This window comes from Bradyrhizobium sp. SZCCHNS1022, assembly GCF_032484835.1.
Lineage (GTDB): Bacteria > Pseudomonadota > Alphaproteobacteria > Rhizobiales > Xanthobacteraceae > Bradyrhizobium.
The window spans coordinates 1-18,695 of record NZ_JAUETT010000009.1; the positions used below are offsets into that span (position 1 = coordinate 1).

The window sequence follows — 18,695 nt, forward strand, 5'->3', positions numbered from 1 at the left end:
CGTCTGCCATCCCCTGTTCGAATCACGGCGGATTCCAACACTCAAGCATAAACTTAACGCCTATGCGGCCTTCCCTGTGCCCTCCGACTGATAGGAGGGTGGAGCTAGCTGCAAAACTCGGACGCCATGCGCCGCGAGAGCGGGATCGTATGTGGTCGCGTCGTTGCTTCGCTTGCGCTCGCAATGGCGCAATGGAACGAAACCTCGGTCAGGCTTTTGGTCAGCCGTTCAAGGAAAAGGCCGAATCTTTGTGCAAAACCAACGCGGGCATTTCCCCCATAAAGCACCCTTTCTGTCGCCTGATTGTCGCATCGCGCTGTTATCGCGGGTAAACGGCAAGGGATACCTGAGTCGTCACGCGAGCGGCTTTCAGCAGCGGTCCGGACGGGGGATGCGCGCTAGCAGCGACGTCGCTCGTCATTGGTTTGTCATCAGAAGCTGTTAGGTGGGCGCGCATGGGAATTGAGAACGCTGCAGGTGAAGAAAGCCCGGACCGGCGCTTTCGCACGCTGTTCATCTCCGACGTTCATCTCGGGGCCCGCGGTTCGCAGGCCAATCTCCTGGTCGATTTCCTCCGCCATCACGACGCCGATACGATCTATCTGGTTGGCGACATCGTCGATGGCTGGGCGCTGAGGTCGAGCTGGCACTGGCCGCAATCCCATAACGATCTGGTGCAGAAGATGCTGCGCAAGGCGCGCAAGGGCGCCAAGGTCGTTTATGTGCCCGGGAATCACGACGAGTTCCTGCGCGGCTATTACGGCACGCATTTCGGCGGCATCGATGTGGTCGAGAACACCGTGCACACCGGCACCGACGGTCGCCGCTATCTCGTGATCCATGGCGATATCTTCGACCTCGTCGTGCAGAACGCGCGCTGGCTCGCCCATCTCGGCGACAGGGCCTACGACTTCGCCATCCAGATGAACCGGTTCGTCAACTTCTTCCGGCGCATGTTCGGTGTGCCCTATTGGTCGCTGTCGCAATGGGCCAAGCAGAAGGTCAAGAACGCGGTCAACTACATCGGCGCGTTCGAGACCGCGCTCGCCGCCGAGGCGCGCCGGTACGGCTGCGACGGCGTGATCTGCGGCCACATCCATTACGCCGTGATCCGCGACGAGCAGGGCATCCGCTACATGAACTGCGGCGACTGGGTCGAGAGCTGCACCGCGCTCGCCGAGCACGAGGACGGTTCCTTCGAGATCATCACCTGGACCGACCAGTTGCGCAAACCGGCCCCCGTGCCGCGGGTGACGGCGCGCGCCGCGGCGTGACGAACGGGCCGCAAGGGCAGGGGCCGTCTGCTCCCGCCGTGTGGCCTGAGCTGGGTTGATGCCTGCGGGCTTGCGAGGCGGTCCCGGGGCGCGGTAAAGTCGTAGCATGACCATTCAGGCTTCGATCCCTACCGTCACTGCGGCCGACATCGATGCGGCCGCGCGCGTGCTCGCACCCGTCGCAGTGCGTACGCCCCTGCTGGCCTCGCCCGTGCTCAGCGAGCGGCTGAACGCGCACGTCTTCGTCAAGCCGGAAGTGCTGCAGCGGACCGGCTCGTTCAAGTTCCGCGGCGCCTACAATAAACTGGCGTCGATCCCCGAGAGCGCACGCGGCAATGGCGTGGTGGCGTTCTCCTCGGGTAATCATGCCCAGGGAGTCGCGCATGCCGCGCAGCTGCTGAAGATGCATGCGACCATCGTGATGCCGACCGATGCGCCGGCCGCCAAGCGCGAGCGCACCAAGGCCTTCGGCGCCGAGGTCGTGCTGTACGACCGGGATCGCGAGGACCGCGAGGCGATCGCGCGCGAGATCGCGGGCAAAAGCGGCGCGACGGTGGTGCCGCCTTATGACGATCCGCTGGTGATCGCCGGGCAGGGCACCGTCGGCCGCGAGATCGCGGAGGATCTGACCGCGCTCGGCCTCGCGCCAGGCGTCGTCGTGGTGCCGGCCTCGGGCGGCGGCCTGGTCGCGGGGGTCTCGACTGCGGTGAAGGCGAAGTTTCCGCAGGCCGAGATGATCGTCGCCGAGCCGGAAGGATTTGACGACCACGCCCGCTCGCTGCGCGCCGGACAGCGCGTCGCCCATGACGCCAAGGGCCGTACCATCTGCGATGCGCTGATGGCGGCGATGCCCGGCGAGATCACCTTTGCGATCAACGGACGGCTGCTGTCGGGCGCCGTGTCGGCCTCGGACGAGGAGGTCGGCCGCGCCATCGGCTTCGCGTTCCGCGAGTTGAAGCTCGTGGTCGAGCCGGGCGGATCGGTGGGCCTCGCCTCGCTTCTCGCCGGCCACATGGATGTGAGCGGCAAGATCGTCGTGATCGTGCTGTCGGGCGGCAATGTCGACGCCGATCTCTACGCGCGGCTGATCGCCTGACACGCTCCGGACTTGCGCGCAGCCGGACGCGGCCGCATCACGAGAAGAAGGCGATCTTCTCCGGCTGCGTCATGCGCCGGATCGGCATCAGCGGGTCGTTGGCGGTAATCGGCTTGCGCGGCAGGAGGCCGTTGGCAAGCAGCGCCGAGCCCAGCGATGGTTCGTAAGACGGTTTGGGCATGGCTTGAACCGCCGTTGCGACCGCCGGCTGGGGCGCAATCGCTGCGGCGGGTTCGGGCGGCTCCGGCATGACCGGAGCAGGCTGAACGAACTCAGGCGCCGCCGTAACCTGCGGCTCGGGGGCGACCACGAGTGGCAACGGTTGCGGGGCGGGGGCGACCGTCACGGAGACAGGCGGCTCGGAATCGGAGACGGTCGGTGCGGGAAAGGTCGCCGGCTCGGGAGCCGTGGGGTCGGCAAAGGTCGCAACGATGTCGTCGTCGACCGTAGCCGGCTCCTGGATATCGAAGCCGATGGTGCGGACCCGGGCGAGGTCTTCATCCTCGATCAGGTCCGGCGCGGCCATCTCTGCCGCCACCAGCTCGAGCACCTCCTCGTCATGGGCGTCCGCGGCTGCTGGGTCGACATCGTCTGCGGTTTCGACGACGGCGCTGGCGGTCGCGGTCGCTTCGACCTCGATCTCAGCAAGCTCAAGCGTTGCGTGAGCCGATTCGACCGTCGCGCCAAGGCGCTGATTTTCCTCAGCAACGGGCTCTCGGTTAAGCCCGACTTGCGACAGCGCTTCAACATGACCGGGAGCGGCCGGTTCGCTCGCTTCCCTTGCAGCCGGTTCGGCTGTCGCCTCGGCAGCAGCGGCCGCCACCGGCTCGGGCGCAGTGTCCACGGCGTCCAAACCCGCGGCGGTCTTCAGCGGGTGGACAAAATCCACCTCCGCCGGCGTGCTCGCGGCTTCGGCCAGCGCGCTTTCGGCCGTCGGCAGGTCTACCGTCACTGCCATCTCGCCAGCCGGCGGGGCATCGGTGGCCGTGGCGACCTCGGCGGCCGCCGCAGGCACGGCGTTGTCAGCCGTTTCGAAGGCGTTCAACCCAGCCCTGATGCTGTCGAATGCGGCCAGGAGCGCAGCCCTTGGATCGGCGCCGATGAGCTGGTCGCAGCCTGATTCGATGGCCTCGATCTGGGTATCGATCAGATCGCAGATCCGCGAATCCGCCCCGATCTCCCGCCACCGCCAGGAAATCTCCTTGATGATTCGGGTTCCCTTGCGGACCGGGGCCAAGTTGTGCTCGAGCGCCAAGCGATCGATCGCCGCGCCCGCGGCTGCAGCGGCGTCCTCGACCGCTCCTCGAATGGCGGCGAGCGCCTCGGGCAGCGCCCGCTCGTCGAACTGCTGCTCCTGCTGCTGTTCGCGCTGCGCGGCCAGCGCGTGCTCGATGCGGGCAACCGCGTTGAGCACCATGCTGGTGTCCGCGTTGCGGTTGCGCTTGGCATACTCGCCGAGAAACCAGCGCCCCCGCGAGGTTTCCATGAAGGCATCGCGGATCGCCTCATAGTCAGCCTCGCTCGGCTGGGCCGCGCGGGCGGAGATCGGCGAAAGGGCGAAGACGTCATCGACCATGGCAAACCCGTCGCGCAAATTGCTGCGCGTTGGCATAACGAACATCACGATATTGACCGAATCGCAATTGAATTGATGCAGTCCACCCGACAAATCCCCACCGCGTCACGTAAGACGTTCCCATCGTTCGCTCGGCGGCTGGGACTGTTCTACGGCGCGATCTTCCTTTTGTCGGGCACCCACCTGCCATTCTTTCCCGTGTGGCTGCGGGCCATCGAGTTGGACCCATCGTGGATCGGCCTCATCATCGGGGTCCCTGCGGTGACGCGTTTTACGGTGCTGCCCTTGATCACCGCATTTGCCGAGCGCCATCACGCCCTGCGCGGTGCGATGAGGCTTTCGGCAGGTGCAACCGCGGCAGGTTTCGCGATCCTTGGCCTCCAGCATCTGCCGTGGTCGATCTTTCTGATGTACGTCGCGATCTGCTGCCTGTGGACGCCGCTCGTGCCGCTCACCGACGCCTACGCTCTGCGGGGCGTCGTGAGCTACGGCTTGGACTATGGCCGCCTGCGGCTCTGGGGTTCGGCAGCCTTCATCATCGGCACGTTGCTGTGTGGTGCCTTGGCCGATGTGATCCCGGCGACCCAACTCATCTGGGTCATCATGGCGGCCGGTTTGCTCGGTGCGGTGAGCAGCGCAGCGTTGGCGCCTCTGGATCTGCCGACACGCGCAGCGGGGGCAGCGAAGCGTGGCAGGAAGCTGCTGGGTGATCGGGACTTCATCTGTATCGTCTTGTCGGCCGCGCTGGTGCAAGGCAGCCACGCGGCCTATTACGCGTTCTCCGCCATCGACTGGCAGGCTCAAGGGTTTGGTGGCCTGACCATCGGCGGGCTCTGGGCGCTCGGCGTTATCGCCGAGATCGTGGTGTTCGCCGTGTCTCCGCGCCTCAGTTGGGCACCGGCCAATCTGCTTATGATCGGCGCCGGCGCAGCTGTGCTTCGCTGGGTCATCGCCGCTCATGAGCCGCATGCGTTCGCGCTGGCTGCCGTGCAGCTTAGCCACGGCTTCACCTTCGGCCTGACGCTGGTGGGCACGATGGGATTGTTGGTACGGCATGTGCCTGCGCATATGACTGCGCGCGGCCAAGGCTATTACGCGGCGGCGACGGGCATCGTTGGTTCGGCCGCGTCAGTGATGTCCGGGCCCGTCTATGCCCAGTTTGGGCCAGGCGTCTATTACCTTATGGCGACCATGGCAGCGCTCGGCGGCGCGCTGATGTGGCTCGTGCGGTTGCGATTGACGCCTCATCCCCACAACGCGGCATCGGGCGGGTAGACCAGGCTGTCCTCATAATGCAGCCCATTCGCCCGGTCCTGGGCGAGCAGCAACGGGCCGTCCAGATCGACGAATCGGGCGAAAGGCGTCAGCAGCATGGCCGGCGCCATGGACAGCGAGGTTGCGACCATACAGCCGACCATGATGTCGAAGCCAAGGTCGCGGGCGGCATCCGCCGCCGCAAGCGCTTCGGTCAGGCCGCCCGTTTTGTCGAGCTTGATGTTGACGGCGTCATAGCGATCGCGGAGACCCTCCAGCGATGCGCGATCGTGCACGCTCTCGTCGGCGCAGACCTTCAGCGGCCGATCGATCCGTGCCAAGGCGCGGTCGTTGCCAGCGGGCAGGGGCTGCTCCACCAGAGTCACGCCGACGGCTGCACAGGCTGCGAGATTTGTTTCCAGATTTTTCTCCGTCCACGCTTCGTTCGCGTCGACGATCAGTTGCGATTGCGGCGCCGCTTGGCGCACCGCGACGATGCGCTCGCCGTCGCCGTCACCGCCGAGCTTGACCTTCAGCAGCGGCCGATGCGCCACCTTGGCCGCTGCGCCGGCCATCGCCTGCGGAGAGCCCAGCGAAATCGTATAAGCAGTGACACATGGCTCGGGTGCACGTCGGCCGAGCAGGTCCCAGATGCGCCGGCCGCTTCGCTTGGCCTCCAGGTCCAGCAACGCACAATCCAATGCGTTGCGCGCTGCGCCAGGCGGCATCGCCGCCTGCAGAGCCGTCCGATCGAGGCCATTGGCGACCGCGTCGCGCATTGCCAGCAGAGCGCTGAGGGCCGCATCGGGAGTTTCACCGTAGCGAGGGTAGGGCACACATTCGCCGCGTCCGACGAAGCCGTCCTGCCGTAGTTCGGCCACCACGACCACCGCTTCGGTCTTGGCGCCGCGGCTGATCGTGAAGCTGCCGGCGATCGGCCATTGCTCGATGTTTCCGATCAGGTTTGGAGAATTGGTGGAAGTCATTTAAAAAGTTCGCGATTTTCGAATCGTGGGCTTGCGGGGCGCGACCGACTATGGCTGGTTGGGCCGGGGTTCGACAAGGTGATAGCAGCGTGCGCAGACTATTCTTGCCGAAAAGCGGCCGGCTGGGCTCAGGGCGGCCATCATGATCAACGGTCCGACTCTGGAGCGGAGCGCTCAAGGCGATGTGTTGCTGCTCCGCGCAGCTGGCACATGGACGGCATCCTTCGCGCCGCTTCTCGAAAAACTGGTCGCCGAGGCGGAGAAACTCGCGGGCACCAAGCCTGATGTCGCGATCGACGTCTCCCAAATCTCCAAGCTCGATACGTTCGGAGCTTGGCTGATCGAGCGGCTGCGGCGCAGTTTCACACAGGGCGCCATCGAGGCGAAGGTGGATGGTTTGTCCGTCACTTATGCCAGCCTCGTTGATGAGGTCCGTCGCGTGACGCCCGCGCCTGACGATGAGACCGGAGCGGTGACCGTGGTGGGCATGCTGGATCAGATCGGCCGCACCGTCGCCGGTATCTTCGGCACCATCGCCGCGTTGGTCGATATGCTGGGGGCCGTCATCGTCGCCAGCGCACGCGTGTTTCTCCACCCGCGCAGCTTCCGCTTGACCTCGACCGTCCATCATCTGGAACAAGTGTGCTGGCGGGCGGTCCCGATCATCGTGCTGATCACCTTCCTGATCGGCTGCATCATCGCGCAGCAGGGCATCTTCCATTTTCGTCGGTTCGGCGCCGACATCTTCGTCGTCGACATGCTCGGCGTTCTGGTCCTGCGCGAAATCGGCGTGCTGCTGGTCGCGATCATGATCGCAGGTCGTTCGGGCAGCGCCTACACGGCCGAGCTCGGCTCGATGAAGATGCGCGAGGAGATCGACGCGTTGCGCACGATGGGATTCGATCCGATCGAGGTTCTGATCCTGCCGCGGATGCTGGCCCTGGTCATTGCGCTCCCGATCCTGGCGTTTCTCGGCGACATTGCTGCGCTCTACGGCGGCGGGCTCGTGGCCTGGCTTTATGGAGGCGTTCAGCCGGAAGCGTTCCTGCTGCGCCTTCGCGACGCGATCTCGATCGATCACTTCAAGGTCGGGCTGCTCAAGGCGCCGGTCATGGCGGCGGTGATCGGCATCGTCGCCTGTGTCGAGGGGCTCTCGGTGCAGGGCAGCGCGGAGTCGCTCGGCCGGCACACCACCGCGTCGGTGGTCAAAGGCATCTTCTTCGTCATCGTGATGGATGGCGTGTTCGCGATCTTCTTCGCGGCGATCGGAATGTGACCATGACGGTGCAGCAATCGTCCGGTGCCATCATCCGGGTGCGCGACGTGACCGTTCAGTTCGGCAAGACGCGCGTGCTCGACAGGCTCGATCTCGACGTCGAGCGCGGTGAAATCTTGGGCTTCGTAGGTCCGTCCGGCGCCGGAAAATCCGTGCTCACTCGTACCATTATCGGGCTCGTGCCCAAGCTCTCCGGCCATATCGAGGTGTTCGGGGTCGACCTGGACGCTGCCGATTCCGGGATGCGCCGTTCCGTCGAACGGCGTTGGGGGGTTTTGTTCCAGCAGGGCGCCTTGTTTTCCTCGCTGACGGTGCGCCAGAACATTCAGTTTCCGATGCGCGAGTACCTCAAGGTCTCCCAGCGCCTGCTCGACGAGATCATGGTGGCCAAGTTGGTGATGGTCGGGCTGAAGCCGGAGGTCGCGGATCGGTTCCCCAGCGAGCTTTCGGGCGGTATGATCAAGCGCGTGGCGCTGGCGCGCGCACTCGCGCTCGATCCGGAATTGGTGTTTCTGGATGAGCCGACGTCCGGCCTGGATCCGATCGGCGCAGGCGACTTCGACGAACTGGTCCGTACCCTGCAGCGCACTTTAGGCCTGACGGTTTTCATGGTAACCCACGACCTGGATAGCCTGCATACGGCCTGTGATCGCATCGCCGTTTTAGGCGACGGTAAGGTCATTGCCGCAGGATCGATGGCCGATATGCAGGCCTCGGAGCATCCCTGGCTGCGGCAGTATTTCCACGGCAAACGCGCCCGCGCCGTAATGGCGTAGCGCGATGCTTGCACGCAAGCACCGGAGTTTTTGATGGAAACGCGGGCGAATTACGTGCTGATCGGGTCGTTCACGCTGGCGGTGATCGCAGCGGCGGTCGGCTTCGTCCTTTGGTTTCAGAGCCTGCACACGACCAAGCAGCGTGGCCCATTGCGGGTGATCTTCGAAGGTCCAGCCGCAGGACTGCGCAATGGCGGTAGCGTGAATTTCAACGGTATCAGGGTCGGCGAGGTCATTTCGGTCAAGCTCGACAACCCCCGCCGCGTTGTCGCGCTCGCCATGGTCGAGAACAGCGCGCCGATCCGCCGAGACACCCTGGTAGGACTCGAGTTCCAGGGCCTGACTGGCGTTGCCGCCATTTCGCTCAAGGGCGGTGAGGAAGCCGCGCCGCCGCCGCCGCTCGATGAAGACGGCGTGCCGGTGCTGCGCGCCGATCCGAACCGGCTGCAGGACGTGACCGAGGCGATCCGCGCCACCTTGCAGAATATCAACCGGGTCGTCGCCGACAACCAGGAAGCTGTCCGCAATTCGCTGAAGAACCTCGAAGTCTTCACCCAATCGCTGGCCCGCAATTCCGAGCGGATCGACGGCGTGATGGCACGGGTCGACGGCATCATGGGCAAGGCGGACAGCCTGATGCTCGGGCTCAACACGCTCGCCGGCGGCAAGGACGGCGGCGAGTTGCTCCTGACGGTCAAATCGATCCGTGAATTGGCGGAGGATTTCGACAAGCGGTCGGGTGCGCTCATGGTGGACGGCCGGCGGACGCTCGGCGACATCAGCCGGGCCGTCAACAATTTCGACCGCAACCCGACCCGGGTGCTGTTCGGCGCCAGCAGCTCGAGTTCCAGTCCCAGCAACGCCCAGGCCTCGCAGCCGGCGCCCGTCGCCAGCGAACGACGGCGGTGAGAAGGCAAGTCGCGAATAGGGAATAAAGCGAGTAGGGGGGCGCGCGCGAGGTAAGCTACGAAGCGCGGTCGATTATGTGAGGCCCACCGCTGATCTGGTCGTTAGTCGACATCCTACGAAGTATCTCGGAAAGCAAAACGGAGGCCGTGAGGCCTCCGTTTTCCGTTTGCGATCAGCCATTCACTGTTCTCACGCCAGCCGTCCGGCGGCATGTGCGAGCAGCGTGTAGACGAGCCCGGTTTCCGAGGTCAGCTGGTTGCGCAGCGCCTGCGGATTGCGGTCGTCGCGCGCCACCTCGTCGAGCAGCCGCTCGAACTCGGTGATGTAGCGATCGACGGTCTGCTTGAAGGTGCGATCCGCGCGATACTTGCGTGCCACCTCGTCGAACGCCTTCTGGCCGGCCGGCGTGTAGAGCCGTTTGGTGAAGGCCTTGGTTTCGCCGCGCTGATAGCGATCCCACATCTCGGCGGCGAGCGCGCGATCCATCAGGCGAGCGATATCGAGCGATAGCGACTCCAGCGGATTGCCGGACTGCGGCACGGGCCCGCGACCACGCGGCGCTTCGCGACCGGCGGCACTATTGTCGGCACGGTTGAGGAGGTCGGACAGCCAGGTGTCGCGGCCTGGATCGGCGGCCGGTCCCATCGGCGGGGCCTCGACGCGCCGGGACGGCGGCTGAACGCCGAGGTCCGGGGGCGGCAGATTGGCGGCGCTCGTGGGCGAGGGCTCGCGCATACGGATGTCGCCCCGTCCGCCCGCCGCGACGGCGGCAGCAGCAGCCACCGGTTCCTCCTGGCGGACCGTGGTGGTCACGGTCGCCGTCCTCGTCGTGTTCACCACGTCGAGGCCGCGGCCGTGATGGGCAACGATCCGGTTCAGCTCGGCGAGCGCCTCGATCTGGTCGACGATCACCTTGCGCATCTGTGCAGTGCTCTCGGCGGCCTCCTGCGGCATTTCCAGCACGCCGCGGCGCAGCTCGTTGCGCGTGGCCTCGAGCTCGCGCTGCATCTCCGCGGTCATCTGCTTCATGTTCGTGACCAGGCTGGCGAACTTCTCCGCCGACTGCTTGAACATCGCATCCGCTTCCTGCGTGCTCTGCTCGTAGATCGCGTGCATGGATTCTGTGGTCACCCGCCGCTCTTCCTCGGCGGTGGCCCGGATCGCCTCGAACTGGCGGCTGATCGCGGTCGAGCCGGCGCCCGCGGTTTCCGCGACCACGCGCGCGATGTCGCGTGCGCGCTCTTCGGCCGCGGCGAGCGACTCGTCGAGCAGCGTGGTGAAGCGCGACAGCCGCTGGTCGAGATCGGCCGTGCGAAGGTCGATCGTGGTGATCAGCGATTCCAGCGTCGCCTTGCGCTCGCCGATCGAGACGCTGGCCTCGCGGTTGCTCTGATCGACAACGGCTGCTGCTTCCATCAGCGCCTTGCCATGGGCGTCGAACTGACCCGCGAGCGAGCCGAGGTCTTCCAGCGCCTTCGTGGTCTTGACGTTGAAGACGCTGAGCTGCTCCTCCAGCGTCTCCGTGGCCGCGCCGTTGCGCGTCGTCAAATCGCTCATCGCCGTGACGAAGTCGGCCACGCGCGTGACCAGAGCACGTTCGAGCGAATTGAGGTTGTCGTGGGCGCCGGTGAGCACCTCCTGCAGGAGGATGTTGCCTTCGCGCAGCCGCTCGAACAGGGCGACCGTGTCGGTGCGGAGGATCTTGCTGGTTTCCTGCATCTCGGTGACTGCGGCGACCGACACCTGGCGCGACTGCTCGATCGCGGCGCGGGAAGCCTGCTCCAGCTCCTTCAGCGATTTGCCGATGGCAGTGGTCGCGAGCTCGCCGGCCGAGGTGATCGTGCGCGCGACCTCGGTGCCGTTGCCCATCATGGTCTTGGCGAAGGCCTGGCCGCGCGATTCGATCGATTTCAACGCATCCGAAGTGACGCGATCGATCTCGATCGTGAGCTGGTTCGCCTTGGAGCCGAGTGCCTCGACCAGCTGGCCGCGCCGGCCATCGAGCATTTGCGACAGTCGCTCGGTGTGCTGCTGAACATAGGTCACGATCTCGTCGGTCTTGCCGGTCATGGCCGAGCCGAACGAATTGCCGGCCGCGAGCACGGTGCGCTCGATGTCGGTGGAGGTCGACTTCACTCGCGAGCTGACTTCGTTCACCGCTGCCAGCAGCATATTCTGCGCGTTCGCGGCGCTGGTCTGGATGTTCTCCGTGGTGTTCGCGGCAACCGCATTGATCGCCTGCTCGATCTCCGAGGAGATCGTCTTGAGCTGGCCGGCGGTGTCGGTCGATGTTGCGGTCAGCAGGGCCTGGGCCTCACGCGCGCTGCCCACCACCGCGGCCGCCGTGTCGGCAGAGGTCGCCGTCAGCGAGGTCTGGGCCTGACGCGCGCTATTGAGGATGGCGCTCGCCGTGTCCGCGCCGACGGTCGACAACGTACGCTCGAGGTCGGAGGCCAGCGACTTGATGTGGTCCGTCGCCTCGGTGGAAGTGACCATCAGGGTCGACTGCACGTCGCGTGCACTGCTCACGATCGAGGCCGCTGTGCTGGTGCCGACTGCGGCGAGGGTGCGCTCGACGTCGGATGCCAGCGATTTGACGTGATCGGCGGCTTCGGCGGAAGCGGCGATCAGCTTGCTCTGCACGTCGCGGACGCTGTTCACGATCGTGGTTGCCGTGCTGGTGCCGACCGCCGACATGGTCCGTTCCACGTCGACAGCGAGCGTCTTGACGTGATTGGCGGCTTCCGACGAGGCGCTGATCAGTGTGGTCTGCGCTTCGCGCGCCCCGCTGGTGATTGCTTCCGCCGTGGTGGTGCCGGCGAGCGACAGCGAGCGTTGCACGTCGGCGGTCAGCGATTTGACCTCGTCGGCCACTTCGGAGGAGGCGGCAAGCAGGGTGGCCTGTGCCTCTCTTGCGCTACCGGTGATGGCTTCCGCGGTCGAAACACCGGCGCTCGACAGCGAGCGCTCGACGTCGATGGTGAGCGACTTGACCTGGCCGACTGCTTCCGATGACGCCGCGACCAGGGTGTTTTGTGCTTCGCGCGCACCGGCCACGATCGAGGCCGCCGTTGCGGAGCCTGCCGCCGCCAGCGTGCGCTCGACATCGGCGGATAGCGATTTGATCTGGGCGACGGTATCGCCGGAAGCCGTCACCAAGGTGAGCTGCGCGTCGCGCGCGCTCGACAGGATGGCATTGGCCGCCCCGCTGCCGGCGCCGGTGAGGGCCCGCTCGACTTCGGTCGAGGTGGTCTTCAGCTGCGCACCGACATCGGTCGAGACGGTGAGCAGCGCCTGCTGCGCCGCGCGCGCGCCGGTCTGGATGGTCTCGCTGGTGTTGACCACGAGATTGGTCAGGGAACGCTCGGCGTCTTCCACATGCGACTTGATGCTGGCGGACAACAGCTCCGCGCGCGTCATCAGTTCGTCGCTGGCCTGGCGCCCGCTGCTCTCGATGCGGCCGGCCACGGCTTCGATGCGGGTCCCCAACAGATCTTCGAATTGGGCGACGCGCTGGTCGATGTCGCCGGCGATGCCGCCGACCCTGGTCTCGATGCTCTGGTGGATCTGTTGGAAACGCGCCGTGACGGTATCGGCCAGTTGCGTGGTGCGGCCGTCGATCGTCTGCGAGACGGTGGCGACGCGCTGGTCGATGGCTTCGAGCGCCTCCGCCGTGCCGTCACTGAGAGAGGAGGTGAGAAGGGTCAGGCGGGAATCGATCGAATGGATCGCCTGGGCCGCGCCGTCGGTCAGCGAGGACGTGAGCACGGTGAGGCGGGAGTCGATCGTATGCAGCACCTGGGCCGCACCGTCGGTCAGCGACGAGGAGAGGGCGTTGAGACGGCCTTCGACCGTCGTCGTGACCGAGGTCGCGCGCGAGTCGAAGGTTTCTTCGAGCGACTTCAGCCGGCCGTCGAGGTTCTGGTGGAAGGCGTTGATCTTGTTTTCCAGCGCGGCATCGAGATTGGTGATGCGCGCTTCGAGCGTGGTCTCGAACTGCGAAAGGCGGTGATCCAGCGTGGCCGTGATCTGCCCGCCGTTCGAGGACAGACGGCTATCGAAGGTGTCGACATAGGTCTTCAGATTATCGGTGATGTCCTGGGTCCGCTGGCCCATGCGCTCGACGATATCGCCGCCGAACGTCTTCACGGTGCGATCGAATTCGCTGATATGACGGGTGATCAGCGCACCCAGGGTGCTCGAGTCGCGGGCGAAGCGCTCGGCGAGTTCGGTGCCCTGGTTCTTCACGAGCTCATCGAACGCGCTCATCTGCATCGACAGCGTGTCGTGCGCGGCCTCGGTCTGGCTCACCACCTTTTCGACCAGCGAGCTGACGGTCGCATCGAGGGATTCACTGGCTTTCTCGCCGCTCGAGGCGATATGGCCCGACATTCGCTGGCTCGCATCGTCGATCTTGCGCACGAGTTCGCCGCTGCGCAGCTCGAGCTCGAGCAGGAGCGAGTCGCCGGAAGCCTTGAGCGAATCGTGGACCTGCTCGGTGCGCACCGAGATGCCGTCGACGATGACCGCGGCCCGCTGCTCGAACTCGGCGGTGATGCGGTCGATCCGCTCGTTGAGCATCTCATGGACGCGATCGGAGAGATCGGCGAACTCGTCGTGGACGTGTCCGGTCTTGAAGTTGAGGCTTGTGGTCAGGCGCTCGGAGGCGTCGAGCACGGCACGCGTGGTCTCGGAACTGGCCTCCTCGAGCCGATCGAGCAGGTCGCCGCCGCGCTCGCCGAGCGCCAGGATCATGTTGTCGCCGGCATTGCCGAGCGCAGCCGTGATGTGGGCGCCGCGCTCTTCCAGCGCGCTGGTGATGCTCTTGGCGACCTCGTCGACGCGCGAGGCGATCGCGTCCGAGATCAGCGCGATGTCGTGGCGCAGATCGATCTGCACCCCGGAAATGGCGCTGCGAACCTGCTCGGCCTGACCGACGAGATTGTCGCGCTGATGGGCGATGTCCTGCAGAAGCGCCCGGATCCGCACTTCGTTGTCGCTATACGCGCGCTCCAGCGCGGCGACCTCGTTGGCGACCAGGGTCTCCAATTCGCCGGCGCGGGCAATCGCGCGCTCGACGCCGTCGCCCATCGCTGCGACCTCGCGCCGGATCGCCTGGCCGACGGTGACGATCGAATCGCTGACTGCGCCTTCCGGCTCCGAGAAGCGGATCGCAACCTGGGCCATCGACTGCGCGATCATGCGCAGTTCCTGGCCGCGCCAGGTGAGGCTTGCGAGGAAATAGAACAACAGCACGGGGGCGAAAAACAGCGCTGCCAATCCTGCCAGCACCAGGACGCCGCCGCTCTGCCCGATCGCCGATTGCAGCGAGGGCAGGAAGCCGACCGTCAGCAGGCCGCAGCCGACGATCCACACGCCGGCAAAGGCGGTCGCGATCGTGTAGACGCCGCGCGAGGGGCGGCCCTTCTGAATGGCCTGCAGGAGCTGGCCGATGGTCTCGCGATCGTCGTTGGCGGGGCGACGGGCGATCAACGGCGGCGCATCATTGTCGTCGAAGGCCGGGCGCTCCGCGCCTTGACGCGCGTCGAATGTGGTTTCCCCAAAGGCAGGGCCGATCGGCATGATCGGCGACGCCTCGTCAGCACGATTCGGCGCCTGCGCCTCTTCCGGCGCGGCCGTATCGCTGATGTTCAAAGCCTCCTGAATGGCAGACAGCGCAACTTCAGTCGGGTCTTTGACCTTTTTTGGGGTGTTTGCCATGTTCAGTCCGAGCCTCGTCGTATTTTTTTGATCCGGTGAGCCGCGCACGAATGCCCCATCGCCGGGCTCGGAACCGGATTCATCCACCGCGGGCGCCCAGGCGCGGCACTTGCCGGCTAGCCCGCTCCATCCAAAGCGCATCCTATTGGCTGGGCGAGGTGAAAGAAATGGTCGCGGTTAAGAGATTCTTAATCATCGTTAACAGGACCCACCGGTAACGCATTTGAAAGTCCCGAAAATTCGATTTCGGCCGCAATTGGGGCGGTCCCGCGCCTGAAACAAGGCAGAGCCGCGGCAATATACAGGTAAGGAGGTATTAACCATTCCCATGCTTGGCTGGCGCAACCGTGGCCCTCGGGATGAGAGTTCGCGGAAATGGACTCCCCGAGACGTACGCCATGACGCCAGACCTCCACCGGATCGAATGGATGCCTTCGCCCCCGCTTGTTCCCGATGACGGGCCGATCTGCCTGGACCAGCTCAGGCGGATGACGCTTGGCGACCTCGATCTCGAGCGCGAGGTGCTGGGGATGTTTGCGAGCCAGTCCGGCCGTATCCTTGGCCAGCTGATGGGACTGCCGGGCGATGCCGCGGCGCTTGCGCATACGCTGAAGGGCTCCGCCCGGGCGATCGGGGCGCTGGGGGTCGCAGAAGCCGCCGAAGCGCTGGAGATGGCGCTCCGCGACCGCGACCAGGCCCATATCCTGACCCTTACCTTGGCCGAACTCGGCACGGCCGTTGGCGAGGCGCGCATGGCGATTGCGGAGATGCTGGCGGCGTCCTGATACTCTCGTCCGGAGACGCGAACCGCCCCGAACACGGCGCACCGGGCGGCACTAGCGCCGGGCGGGTCGACCCGTTATAGGACAGCCCGACTTCATTCCCCCGCAGCATCGAGCGAACATGGCCAAGATAACCTTTGTCGACCACACCGGCGAATCCCGAACCGTGGAGATCGAGAACGGCGCGACCGTGATGGAAGCGGCCATCCGCAACGCCATTCCCGGGATCGAGGCCGAATGCGGCGGCGCCTGCGCCTGCGCGACCTGCCATGTCTATGTCGACGAAGCCTGGCGCGAGAAGGTCGGGCCGCCCACGCCGATGGAAGAGGACATGCTCGACTTCGGTTACGACGTGCGGCCGAACTCGCGCCTGTCGTGCCAGATCAAGGTCTCCGACGAACTCGACGGCCTCGTCGTCTCGACGCCGGAACGTCAGGCCTAAGCGCCTCCCGCGCGCGCCGCCTTGCTTCCGCGACCTTTCCGCGCGCCGACATGCTCAGGCCGATGCGGCCGCTCCGCGCCGCAGCCAGGGCTGGAAATTGCTGATCAGCTTCGGCGGCAGCGGCGTCGGCATGCGTGTCGCTTCGTCGATCAGCACGTTCACGGCCTGCGCCGAAGCCACGCAGGTGTTTTGCGCGAAGATCACCTGGTCGAACGTCACTGAGGTGCGTCCGAGCTTGGCAATGCCAAGCCCGATTTCGATCGTTCCCGGCCAGCGCAGCTCGGCGCGAAATTGAATGTCGAGCCGCACCATGATCCAGGTCAATCCCTTCGGCATCAGATCGTTGTTAGGGTCCTTCATCAGCATCACGCGGGCGCTTTCGAAATAAGTCGCAAACACCGCGTTGTTGACGTGCCAGTTCGGATCGAGATCGCCGAACCGAACGTTGTCGCCGAGCCGGTACGGAAAATCCTCCAGACGAAGCGCGTCCTCATGCGAGGGGGAGACATTCACGAGACCATCTCCATGGACGTATGATTTGAGAGCATGTCTTGAATGAATGGGCGGCATCATCGATCGGATTTCACGTTCGCGCAAGAGTCGTTGTATTTGATGTGCACCACTTTCAGGTGCTGTCGACCCCAGGCCGGCGGATGCGAATTGAGACCTATCCGACGAGCATGCGCCCCGCCCGGCGCCAGCCGGTTTTGAGGCTTCCCTGGGTGAGCCGCCTTGGCTACACATTTGGACACCGCCACTTGCCGCGACATCTTGCCTGCGGCCTCCCAACGAGAAGAGCGACATGAGCGAAACGATCAAGACCGATGTGCTGATCATTGGCGCGGGCCCCTGCGGACTGTTTGCCGTATTCGAACTGGGGCTGCTCGATATCAGGGCACATCTGATCGACATCCTCGACAAGGTCGGTGGCCAATGCGCCGAACTCTATCCGGAGAAGCCGATCTACGACATTCCCGGCGTGCCGATGGTCACGGGGCAGGGCCTGACCGATCAGTTGATGGAGCAGATCAAGCCATTCAATCCAACCTTCCATCTCGGTGAGATGGTGGAGAGGGTCGAGAAGATCGGCGATCCCGGTTTCCGCATCACCACGGATGCAGGCAAGGTGTTCGAATGCAAGGTCGTAGTGATCGCTGCCGGCGGCGGCTCGTTCCAGCCCAAGCGGCCGCCGGTTCCGGGCATCGAAGCCTATGAAGGCACCTCGGTGTTCTATGCGGTGCGCAAGATGGAGGAGTTCCGCGACAAGAACATCGTCATCGTCGGCGGCGGCGATTCCGCGCTCGACTGGACTCTCAATTTGCATCCGATCGCCAAGCGCATCACGCTGGTGCACCGGCGCGACGATTTTCGCGCCGCTCCCCATAGCGTCGAGCAGATGCGCGCGCTCGTCGCCTCCGGCAAGATGGACTTGAGGATCGGCCAGGTCACCGGCCTCGAAGGCGGAGGCGGCGTGCTCACGGCAGCCACCCTCAAGGGCAACGACAACACGGTGGAGACGATCGCCTGCGATAGGATGCTGCCGTTCTTCGGCCTCACGATGAAGCTCGGTCCCGTCGCCGAGTGGGGCATCGCGCTGGAGAACAATCTGGTTCCGGTGGAGACCTCGGCGTTCGAAACCAGCGTGCCCGGTATCTTCGCGATCGGCGACATCAACACCTATCCCGGCAAGATCAAACTGATCCTGTGCGGCTTCCACGAGGGCGCGCTGATGGCGCAGAAGGCGCACCGCTACGTCTACCCGGAGAAGCGGCTGGTGTTCCAATACACGACATCGTCATCGAGCCTGCAGAAGAAGCTCGGCGTCAACTAAGCGGTGGATTGGAGGGAACCGGCTCCAACCGGAATGTGACTGGATGTTTCTGGGCGGCTGCGATTCCACAGCCGCGCAAGACCTGCTATGTGCTGGCACGGTCCTCGAAATGGCCGTACTCTGCGTCCATGCGCTTTGTGGATTGGTCAAGGTGAGATGATGATGCTGATAACGTTTCCCCGGCTTCGGCTGATGCCACGTGTCGCGACATTTGCCACCCTCGCCGTCCTGCTTGCTGGGTCGCTGGTTGCGCGGCCTGCGCTAGCCGCCGAACCGTCCGCCGCCGGCCTGTGGCAGAAGGTCGAGAACGGGGAGCCGAAGCTCTACGTTCTTGTCGTCGATCACAACGGTGTCTACGAGGGCGTGATGGCGAAGCTGTTCCCGAGACCTACCGATTCGCCGAATCCGATCTGCTCCAAATGCACCGACGACCGCAAGAACGCGCCATGGCTCGGTATCTCCTTCATTCGTGACATGAAGCTTCGCGACATGAAGCGCGACGGGCTGGTCTATGAGGACGGCAACGTGCTCGATCCGCGCGATGGCAAGATCTACGACGCCAAGATGACGCTCAGTCCGGATGGACAGACGCTGACGCTGCGCGGCTATATCGGCATCTCGTTTCTTGGCCGCGACGAGACCTGGGTGCGCCTGCCGGACAGCGCCATGGCGCAGATCGATCCGGCCGTGATCGCGAAGTACCTGCCGGCCCAGGCCGCAGCGGCGAAGCAGCCGGCGACGACGGGCAAGAAGATCGCGCCGGCGAAGTAGT

Annotated in this window: 14 protein-coding genes; 10 read left to right on the top strand and 4 right to left on the bottom strand. The window is 65.1% G+C overall.

The features are described from left to right. The first annotated feature begins 455 nt into the window (after positions 1–455). Both QX071_RS33240 and QX071_RS33245 read left to right on the top strand, forming a co-directional pair. Positions 456–1,274: a UDP-2,3-diacylglucosamine diphosphatase gene (locus QX071_RS33240; RefSeq protein ID WP_315707104.1), complete on the top strand. Its 819-nt coding sequence runs from the start codon at positions 456–458 to the stop codon at positions 1,272–1,274. Positions 1,275–1,380: 106 nt separating this feature from the next. Then, positions 1,381–2,370, top strand: coding sequence for a threonine/serine dehydratase (locus QX071_RS33245; RefSeq protein ID WP_315707105.1), 990 nt, complete (start codon positions 1,381–1,383; stop codon positions 2,368–2,370). A gap of 37 nt (positions 2,371–2,407) precedes the next feature. Here the strand turns inward: QX071_RS33245 and QX071_RS33250 are convergent, their stop codons facing one another. Beyond that, entirely contained in the window at positions 2,408–3,991 is a 1,584-nt protein-coding gene (locus QX071_RS33250) for a hypothetical protein (RefSeq protein ID WP_315707106.1), read from the bottom strand. 30 nt (positions 3,992–4,021) lie between these two features. On the opposite strand from QX071_RS33250, the gene QX071_RS33255 reads away from it, so the two are divergent. Continuing rightward, positions 4,022–5,221: an MFS transporter gene (locus tag QX071_RS33255; protein ID WP_315707107.1), complete on the top strand. Its 1,200-nt coding sequence runs from the start codon at positions 4,022–4,024 to the stop codon at positions 5,219–5,221. On the opposite strand, the gene dgcA is transcribed toward QX071_RS33255, so the two are convergent. Next, the gene (dgcA, locus tag QX071_RS33260) at positions 5,191–6,186 is read right to left on the bottom strand and encodes an N-acetyl-D-Glu racemase DgcA (protein ID WP_315707108.1); all 996 of its coding nucleotides are present in this window, start codon (positions 6,184–6,186) and stop codon (positions 5,191–5,193) included. The genes QX071_RS33255 and dgcA overlap by 31 nt on opposite strands. A gap of 142 nt (positions 6,187–6,328) precedes the next feature. Between dgcA and QX071_RS33265 the strand changes: the two genes are divergently transcribed. Genes QX071_RS33265 through QX071_RS33275 form a run of 3 tightly spaced genes read left to right on the top strand, consistent with a single transcriptional unit; the run spans position 6,329 to position 9,147 of the window. Next, positions 6,329–7,462 carry an ABC transporter permease gene (locus QX071_RS33265; protein ID WP_315707109.1) on the top strand — a complete coding sequence of 378 codons (1,134 nt, stop codon included), beginning with the start codon at positions 6,329–6,331 and terminating at the stop codon, positions 7,460–7,462. Positions 7,463–7,464: 2 nt separating this feature from the next. Beyond that, positions 7,465–8,238 (top strand): ABC transporter ATP-binding protein, encoded by a 774-nt coding sequence (locus QX071_RS33270; protein WP_315707110.1) that lies wholly within the window; start codon positions 7,465–7,467, stop codon positions 8,236–8,238. A 33-nt stretch (positions 8,239–8,271) separates the two neighbouring features. Further along, a complete protein-coding gene (locus QX071_RS33275; RefSeq protein WP_315707111.1) occupies positions 8,272–9,147 on the top strand; it encodes an MlaD family protein in 876 nt (291 codons plus the stop codon). Positions 9,148–9,336: 189 nt separating this feature from the next. Here the strand turns inward: QX071_RS33275 and QX071_RS33280 are convergent, their stop codons facing one another. Beyond that, positions 9,337–14,868 carry a methyl-accepting chemotaxis protein gene (locus QX071_RS33280; protein ID WP_315707112.1) on the bottom strand — a complete coding sequence of 1,844 codons (5,532 nt, stop codon included), beginning with the start codon at positions 14,866–14,868 and terminating at the stop codon, positions 9,337–9,339. A 398-nt stretch (positions 14,869–15,266) separates the two neighbouring features. Here QX071_RS33280 and QX071_RS33285 point away from each other — a divergent pair, with 398 nt between their 5' ends. Then, positions 15,267–15,653 carry an Hpt domain-containing protein gene (locus QX071_RS33285; protein WP_315707113.1) on the top strand — a complete coding sequence of 129 codons (387 nt, stop codon included), beginning with the start codon at positions 15,267–15,269 and terminating at the stop codon, positions 15,651–15,653. Positions 15,654–15,771: 118 nt separating this feature from the next. Next, positions 15,772–16,092: a 2Fe-2S iron-sulfur cluster-binding protein gene (locus tag QX071_RS33290; protein WP_315707114.1), complete on the top strand. Its 321-nt coding sequence runs from the start codon at positions 15,772–15,774 to the stop codon at positions 16,090–16,092. Between the two features lie 54 nt (positions 16,093–16,146). Here QX071_RS33290 and QX071_RS33295 read toward each other — a convergent pair whose 3' ends face one another. After that, entirely contained in the window at positions 16,147–16,605 is a 459-nt protein-coding gene (locus QX071_RS33295) for an acyl-CoA thioesterase (RefSeq protein WP_315707115.1), read from the bottom strand. Between the two features lie 289 nt (positions 16,606–16,894). Here QX071_RS33295 and QX071_RS33300 point away from each other — a divergent pair, with 289 nt between their 5' ends. Both QX071_RS33300 and QX071_RS33305 read left to right on the top strand, forming a co-directional pair. Beyond that, on the top strand, positions 16,895–17,923 hold the full coding sequence (locus QX071_RS33300) for an NAD(P)/FAD-dependent oxidoreductase (protein ID WP_315707116.1): 1,029 nt from the start codon (positions 16,895–16,897) through the stop codon (positions 17,921–17,923). A gap of 162 nt (positions 17,924–18,085) precedes the next feature. Then, the gene (locus QX071_RS33305) at positions 18,086–18,694 is read left to right on the top strand and encodes a DUF2147 domain-containing protein (RefSeq protein WP_315707117.1); all 609 of its coding nucleotides are present in this window, start codon (positions 18,086–18,088) and stop codon (positions 18,692–18,694) included. The last annotated feature ends 1 nt before the right edge of the window (position 18,695 follow it).

Excerpts from the sequence above, each read along its gene's own strand:
- QX071_RS33255 (WP_315707107.1), top strand. The coding sequence starts at position 4,022 with ATGCAGTCCACCCGACAAATCCCCACCGCGTCACGTAAGACGTTCCCA.
- QX071_RS33250 (WP_315707106.1), bottom strand. The coding sequence starts at position 3,991 with ATGTTCGTTATGCCAACGCGCAGCAATTTGCGCGACGGGTTTGCCATG.
- QX071_RS33270 (WP_315707110.1), top strand. The coding sequence starts at position 7,465 with ATGACGGTGCAGCAATCGTCCGGTGCCATCATCCGGGTGCGCGACGTG.
- QX071_RS33280 (WP_315707112.1), bottom strand. The coding sequence starts at position 14,868 with ATGGCAAACACCCCAAAAAAGGTCAAAGACCCGACTGAAGTTGCGCTG.
- QX071_RS33305 (WP_315707117.1), top strand. The coding sequence starts at position 18,086 with ATGCTGATAACGTTTCCCCGGCTTCGGCTGATGCCACGTGTCGCGACA.
- QX071_RS33245 (WP_315707105.1), top strand. The coding sequence starts at position 1,381 with ATGACCATTCAGGCTTCGATCCCTACCGTCACTGCGGCCGACATCGAT.
- QX071_RS33285 (WP_315707113.1), top strand. The coding sequence starts at position 15,267 with ATGACGCCAGACCTCCACCGGATCGAATGGATGCCTTCGCCCCCGCTT.
- QX071_RS33275 (WP_315707111.1), top strand. The coding sequence starts at position 8,272 with ATGGAAACGCGGGCGAATTACGTGCTGATCGGGTCGTTCACGCTGGCG.
- QX071_RS33290 (WP_315707114.1), top strand. The coding sequence starts at position 15,772 with ATGGCCAAGATAACCTTTGTCGACCACACCGGCGAATCCCGAACCGTG.
- dgcA (WP_315707108.1), bottom strand. The coding sequence starts at position 6,186 with ATGACTTCCACCAATTCTCCAAACCTGATCGGAAACATCGAGCAATGG.
- QX071_RS33265 (WP_315707109.1), top strand. The coding sequence starts at position 6,329 with ATGATCAACGGTCCGACTCTGGAGCGGAGCGCTCAAGGCGATGTGTTG.
- QX071_RS33240 (WP_315707104.1), top strand. The coding sequence starts at position 456 with ATGGGAATTGAGAACGCTGCAGGTGAAGAAAGCCCGGACCGGCGCTTT.
- QX071_RS33300 (WP_315707116.1), top strand. The coding sequence starts at position 16,895 with ATGAGCGAAACGATCAAGACCGATGTGCTGATCATTGGCGCGGGCCCC.